Raw genomic sequence first — 6,316 nt, 5'->3', positions numbered from 1 at the left:
ATGGCGATGGTCAAAGCGCTTAACCGGATCACGCTATTAGGAATGCCGAACAGTATTCGCATCACGTAACAATCGACCCGATGGGGCACAGTCGTTACAAGTTCTGATTTATTCAACAAAGCCCCGGTGATATTGCCACCAGCCGTATAATAGTCGCTGCGCGAGCGTGTACGCTTCGAGGCCCAATAGGTAATGTAAAGCGTGCCGCCGACAAACAGCAGAAACATGACGATGGCCTGGATATTCAGCGGCTGGCGTTGAACGTCGCCGGTGAGGGCATCTGCGTAGGCCATGACGGGGAGCATCAGACCAATAAGCGGTAATAACAGACGGGTTTTCATTACTTAACCTCACTCAGCAGCTTTTTGGTCATACGGTCAAATTCGCCGTTGGCACGATAGACATACACCCCGGTCAAGACAAACGAGATAATGATTAGCCCAATTCCGATGGGAATGCCGCGCGTGATGGTTGCTCCGGGATAAAGGGGGGTACCCAGCCAGGTGGGAGCAAAGGCAATCAGCAAAATGAAGCTGACGTATAACACCAGGACGATCAGAGAAAGCGAGACGGCAAAAAGCTGACGTTTGCGCACCAGTTCCTTAAACACCGAGTGGTTGCCAATGCGTTGGTAGAGGACGTCATTCATCATAAATCTCCGGTAAGTGAGTCTGTATCCGGTTGTGAGTAAAAACGTTGCCGATTTTAGGGTACAGCCAGCTAAGCCAGACCCTTGGGGTCTGGCGTTATCTGCTATCGGTTCGCTTAGCGCGTACTGCGTTTGATGTTTAAGACTGTGGCGTGTCCATGGTTTTTTTCTCTTCCAGCAGTTTTTCAACGACGCCAGGATCGGCAAGCGTAGAGATATCACCCAGATTACTGGTATCTCCCGCCGCGATTTTGCGCAGGATACGCCGCATAATCTTGCCGGAGCGGGTTTTCGGCAGCGAGTCCGTCCAGTGCAGGATATCGGGTGTAGCAATCGGGCCAATCTCTTTACGCACCCAATTGCGCACTTCCGTGTAAAGAGCACTGGAAGGCTCTTCACCGTGGTTGAGCGTAATATAGGCGTAGATAGCCTGGCCTTTCAGGCTGTGTGGGATGCCCACCACGGCGGCTTCGGCAATCTTCGGGTGTGCCACCAGAGCCGACTCTATTTCCGCCGTGCTCAGACGATGGCCCGCCACGTTCAACACGTCATCGACGCGGCCGGTTATCCAGTAGTAACCATCTTCATCGCGACGGGCACCGTCGCCGCTGAAATACGCCTTTAAAGGTCGAAAAGTAGGTTTGTTCGAAACGCTCATGATCGCCAAACAGCGTACGCGCCTGACCCGGCCAGGAGTTGGTGATCACCAGATTGCCTTCCGTTGCTCCGTCCTGCGGCGTGCCCAGGTTATCGACTAATGCAGGCTGCACGCCAAAGAAGGGAAGCGTTGCTGAACCCGGCTTGGTTTCGATCGCCCCTGGCAGCGGGGTAATCATTAACCCGTCCGTTTCCGTTTGCCACCAGGTATCGACGATCGGACATTGGCCGTTACCGATCTTGTTGAAATACCATTCCCACGCTTCCGGGTTGATGGGTTCGCCCACCGACCCAATGATCTTCAGCGAACGCCGGTTGCTGCCTTCGATAGCTTTGTCACCGTCAGCCATCAGCGCGCGGATAGTGGTGGGGGCGGTATACAGGATATTGACGTGGTGCTTATCGACCACTTGTCCCATACGGCGTGCATCCGGCCAGTTGGGTACGCCTTCAAACATCAGCGTGGTGGCACCGCAGGCCAACGGGCCGTAGAGCAGGTAGCTGTGTCCGGTGATCCAGCCGACATCGGCGGTACACCAATAGATATCGCCGGGATGGTAGTCAAACACATATTTGAAGGTCATGGCCGCATAGACCAGATATCCGCCGGTAGTGTGCAGTACGCCTTTGGGCTTACCGGTCGACCCGGAAGTATAGAGAATAAATAACGGATCCTCGGCATTCATCGCTTCTGGCGGGCAGCGATCGTCTGCACCGGCGATCAGATCGTGCCACCAATGGTCGCGTCCTTCGTGCCAATCGATAGCGCCACCCGTACGCTGGTAAACAATGGTGTGTGCCACCGTTTTAACATCTGGGTTGCGCAACGCGTCATCAATATTCTTTTTCAGCGGGATGGTGCGCCCTGCGCGGATGCCTTCATCAGAGGTAATCACCAGCTTGGCACTGGAATCGATAATGCGCCCGGCGATGGATTCAGGAGAAAAACCGCCGAAAATAACGGAATGAATGGCACCGATGCGCGTGCATGCCAGCATGGCAACTGCCGCTTCCGGCACCATGGGCATATAGATAGCGACCACATCGCCCTTTTTAATGACCAGAGATTTCAACACATTAGCAAAACGACAGACGCTTTGGTGAAGTTCGCGGTAAGTCACTGTTTTGCTTTGGGTTGCGTCATCCCCTTCCCACACAATGGTGGTTTGATCGCCAAGGGTGGTTAAGTGTCGATCAAGACAGTTGGCTGCAACATCTAACGTACCATCTTCGAACCAGCGAATACGGATATGACCTGGATCGAAAGAGGAGTTTTTAACTTCAGTGTACGGTTTGATCCAATCGACGATCTTGCCATGCTCCCGCCAAAAGGTTTCGGGATCATTGATCGATGCCTGATACCACTCGCGATACTGCTCAGCGTTAATCAGGGCGTTCTCCGCCACTGAGGCGGGTATGGTGTGTTTATTATATTGGCTCATAGCGCTCTCCTTAAACCTTGTTAAAGGTATGTCAAAAAATCGTTAAGTGTAGTGGTGCGCCATAATTTGTTTCTTTTTTGAGCGATAGATCACGCAATAAGGAGTAACACAGTGAAAGGAAAAGCGTGGAGAATGGCTGGCCCTGAGCGTTTACTGCTATTTATAAAAAAGCAAACCGGAAGATAATTTGTGATGTGTGTCACATTATTGTGACTGACTTGCTCGTTCACATGATCGTAAAGCATATAACGATCAATTTATTATTTTCAATAGATTAAAACTATTATTTTTTATTATTTGATCTTCCTTTTCGATCAAATAGCATAAAGATACTGCTTATTCAGCCGATAGTGTGCATACCAACACGGGTATATTTTGATCCAGAAGATGCTTTTTGATCGTTTGATCGACAGGTACGTTAAAACTTTAGTACATATGTAAAAAAATGAGAGCAGTATAAGCGACTAATGTGGTACGGGTTCACGGGATTTTTTGACCTTTTACTTCTACACTTGAATAGGAATTTGACGATGTAGGCTTTTGCCTGATCGTTCGAGATCAAAACACCACGTCGCGCTGCTTGATCATTACGCTAACGGAAGTACAAGATATTTTATCTATTTGTTTTTATTGATTAATTACGGTTTTCGGTTTCGAGCTATCGAAAGTATCTACTCAATGCCTTTCGATCCTGCGCGTAAGTCGCGCAGATCTGTAGGGAGGTTGACGACAGCTTCTCAGTGTGTCCGTGGAGTTATCTTGTCATAGCATGAAGCAGAGGAAACGATGAGTCTGATATTTGGACAAAATGAAATCATAGGCATGCTGAGCAAACCTGTACAAAATGACAGGCGTGCCGTCGCCGTTATTGATGATAAATGCAAGGTTCTCTGTGCTAACTCTGCATTTAATGCCCATTTCGGGCTGCATTCTGAAACGAATAATCCGGTCTCTATTGATGACGTATTGCCGATAAACGTGAAGTTTGCCTATCAGGACTTTGTGACCAACAGCGACGTTATGAGTACGCGCGTGGTGTCGGACCTGCTGTTTGATGGCTTCACGAAAAAGCAGCTAAGCACGCTCTCTTTTTCTAAGCTGAATGTTGAAAACCGTGTGTTTTCTCTGATGATTTTGAATCAAGAGATCAGCGAACCTGCTCCTGCCATTAACCTCGTCTCTTAGGTAAATAAAGCAAGGACGTTCGAAACCAATCATATTACGGAATTATTGCGCACCTGTCACAATATAAGCTACGCCTTTTCTGGCGTAGCGAGTTTGATCAACGCGCCTTAACCAAAATTATTGCAGATTTATTTTGTCTTGCAAGTTTCGATAACAATCGAGTTCTCTCAACGCCACCAAACGCACTTACCTACTGATACGCTATTTTTTTTCTGGTTCCCCTTGTCGTGACCTCCATTGGCATACCCATTAACAGCAATGAAAAACTGACAGGGGTATAACAATGAAATCATGGCGAACCGGGCCGGTAACGCTGGCGCTAAGAGCCGCACTTTGGAGAATGGCGCTGGGCGGTGCCGCTTCGGTCACGGCCGTTTCGGCAGCAGCACAGGAATTTCATGTCACTGCGGGCAGTCTGGCCCAGGCCTTAAACCAATTGGCACAGCAATCCGGCGTTCTGTTGTCTTATGATCCGGCACTGACGGTGGGTAAACAGAGCAGCGGATTGCAAGGGCGCTATGAAGTGGAACAAGGATTTGCGCAACTGCTGGCAAACAGCGGTCTGCGCGCCGAGCGCCACGCTGACGGTAGCGTCTCTATTGTGGCGCAGCCAGTAGCACCGGCAACGGGTGCGGTGCCAGCGCGTAACGATCAAATCGTCGTCACGGCGCCACCTAATACCGCGTTAAAGCTGGATGTACCGGTCTCGGAAACGCCGCGTGCGATGTCCGTGGTGACACAGCAACAGATGGAAGAGCGCGGCGCCAAGAAGGTCGATCAGGCCTTGCGCTACAACCCCGGCGTGTTGGCATCCTATTACGGGCCGGATAACAAGACCGAATGGCTCTCCATCCGTGGCTTTAAAGATCAGTCACGCTTCCAAAACGGACTTGCGGCCATTAACGAACGCGGTTTCTTTGTTCAGCAGTTTGACGCTTTTGGCGTGGATAGAATTGAAGTGTTAAAAGGGCCTGCATCAGTGCTGTATGGGCAGAACCCGCCGGGTGGTCTGGTTAACGTGATCACCAAGCGTCCAACGCGTTTGCCACAGGGACAAATCTCTCTGGATTATGGCTCCAATGATTACCGCCAACTGGGCATTGATAGCGCAGGGCCGCTTAGCGATGATGGCACGGTGCTCTATCGTGTGGTGGGCCTCGCGCGCGGTACGTCGGGCGAAATGGATCATGCCAAGAGCGATCGTTTCTATCTGGCACCCAGCATGACGTTCCTGATGGGGGAAAACACGGAACTGACCGTACTGGCGAGCTACATGGATACCGATTCCGATGTTACCAGTGGTTTTAAAATGCCTGCGGGCACACAACACACCGTTCGGTAAGGTGGGCTACAGAACCTCGCTGGGTGAACCTGGTCTCGATCGCAACAATACCCGCCAATTTACGCTGGGCTATGAGTTCACCCATCGTATTAATGATACCTGGACGTTCCATCAGAACACCAACTACAACTACCTGAATATGGATCTGCGTACTGCCTATGCCTTAGGGGATGTTGTTGATGGCAGGGTGGATCGTGGTATGACCTACCGCGATGGTTTTGCGCAAAACTGGGCCACAGATAACCGTATGGTCGGGGAGTGGCAATGGGGCGATGTGGAAAACACGCTGCTGCTGGGGGGTTGATTATCGCCGCGCTAATTCACAGAGCAGTGATGGTGATTTCTACGGTATTGGCACTATCAATATGTTTAACCCGGTGTATGGCAACGCGGTTCTGCCGCTCGACCAATTGTATGATTATCGCACTGGGCGTCACCAAATGGGTTACTACATTCAGAACCAGTTCCGCTATGACGATAGCTGGATTGCGCTGATTGGCGGGCGTTACGACAAGGCAAAATCGCGCGATCAGAATCTGACCAATGGCACCGATAGCCGTAAGGATGGCGATAAGTTCACCAAAACGGCTGGGCTGATGTATCTGTTTGATAACGGTGTTTCTCCCTATATTAGTTACTCCGAATCCTTTATGCCGCTTGCGGGAGATGACGGTAAAGGAAATCCCTATAAACCGACCATGGGTAAGCAGACCGAAGTGGGGATGAAGTACACGCCACACGGCTTTAACGGTTATGCGACCGTCGCGCTGTATAATCTGGTTCAGGATAACGTATCGACTACCGATCGTGAGCATCCTGGCACGTCAGCGCAAACCGGGCAGGTTCGCTCACGCGGTATCGAGTTGGAAATGAGCGGCGAGGTGGCACGTGGCTTGACGGTGCTGGCTAACTATAATTATGTGTATTAGTCGCGACTTGATCTGACACTGGACCTTGCAAGGTTGAGAGTTACCGGTTTTGATATGGGTGTCCAATCCTTATACAAAACACGAGGTAACTCTCATGATTCATACTAACAAT

5 protein-coding genes and 3 pseudogenes are annotated in these 6,316 nt (G+C 50.5%); 5 read left to right on the top strand and 3 right to left on the bottom strand.

The features are described from left to right. Nucleotides 1-69 (top strand): annotated as a pseudogene (locus tag ACTBDZ_RS13940) (surface-adhesin E family protein); the annotation flags it as partial. A 53-nt stretch (nt 70-122) separates the two neighbouring features. Here ACTBDZ_RS13940 and actP read toward each other — a convergent pair. The 3 genes and pseudogenes from actP to acs all read right to left on the bottom strand — a co-directional run. Next, nucleotides 123-341, bottom strand: a pseudogene (gene actP / locus ACTBDZ_RS13935) (cation acetate symporter); the annotation flags it as partial. Beyond that, nucleotides 341-649, bottom strand: coding sequence for a DUF485 domain-containing protein (locus tag ACTBDZ_RS13930; protein WP_438815762.1), 309 nt, complete (start codon nt 647-649; stop codon nt 341-343). The pseudogene actP and the gene ACTBDZ_RS13930, both read right to left, overlap by 1 nt. Before the next feature lie 139 nt (nt 650-788). Then, a pseudogene (acs, locus tag ACTBDZ_RS13925) lies at nt 789-2,748 on the bottom strand (acetate--CoA ligase). A gap of 786 nt (nt 2,749-3,534) precedes the next feature. Between acs and ACTBDZ_RS13920 the strand changes: the two are divergent. From ACTBDZ_RS13920 to ACTBDZ_RS13905, 4 genes are all read left to right on the top strand, one after another. Continuing rightward, nucleotides 3,535-3,933 (top strand): transcriptional regulator, encoded by a 399-nt coding sequence (locus ACTBDZ_RS13920; protein ID WP_438815761.1) that lies wholly within the window; start codon nt 3,535-3,537, stop codon nt 3,931-3,933. A gap of 283 nt (nt 3,934-4,216) precedes the next feature. Then, complete coding sequence (locus ACTBDZ_RS13915) at nt 4,217-5,275, top strand: TonB-dependent siderophore receptor (protein ID WP_438815760.1); 1,059 nt, start codon at nt 4,217-4,219, stop codon at nt 5,273-5,275. A 1-nt stretch (nt 5,276) separates the two neighbouring features. Beyond that, on the top strand, nt 5,277-5,579 hold the full coding sequence (locus ACTBDZ_RS13910) for a hypothetical protein (protein WP_438815759.1): 303 nt from the start codon (nt 5,277-5,279) through the stop codon (nt 5,577-5,579). Next, the gene (locus ACTBDZ_RS13905) at nt 5,548-6,204 is read left to right on the top strand and encodes a TonB-dependent siderophore receptor (RefSeq protein WP_438815758.1); all 657 of its coding nucleotides are present in this window, start codon (nt 5,548-5,550) and stop codon (nt 6,202-6,204) included. Before ACTBDZ_RS13910 ends, ACTBDZ_RS13905 begins: the two co-directional genes overlap by 32 nt. Nucleotides 6,205-6,316: the final 112 nt, after the last annotated feature.

The organism is Symbiopectobacterium sp. (assembly GCF_051710365.1).
Taxonomy (GTDB): Bacteria; Pseudomonadota; Gammaproteobacteria; order Enterobacterales; family Enterobacteriaceae; genus Symbiopectobacterium.
The sequence above is the reverse complement of the archived record's forward strand: the minus strand, read 5'-3'. Positions and strand labels throughout refer to the sequence as shown.

What these genes read in the sequence shown, in the direction of transcription:
- ACTBDZ_RS13905 (WP_438815758.1), top strand. Translation starts at nt 5,548, where the DNA reads ATGTGGAAAACACGCTGCTGCTGGGGGGTTGATTATCGCCGCGCTAAT.
- ACTBDZ_RS13920 (WP_438815761.1), top strand. Translation starts at nt 3,535, where the DNA reads ATGAGTCTGATATTTGGACAAAATGAAATCATAGGCATGCTGAGCAAA.
- ACTBDZ_RS13930 (WP_438815762.1), bottom strand. Translation starts at nt 649, where the DNA reads ATGAATGACGTCCTCTACCAACGCATTGGCAACCACTCGGTGTTTAAG.
- ACTBDZ_RS13915 (WP_438815760.1), top strand. Translation starts at nt 4,217, where the DNA reads ATGAAATCATGGCGAACCGGGCCGGTAACGCTGGCGCTAAGAGCCGCA.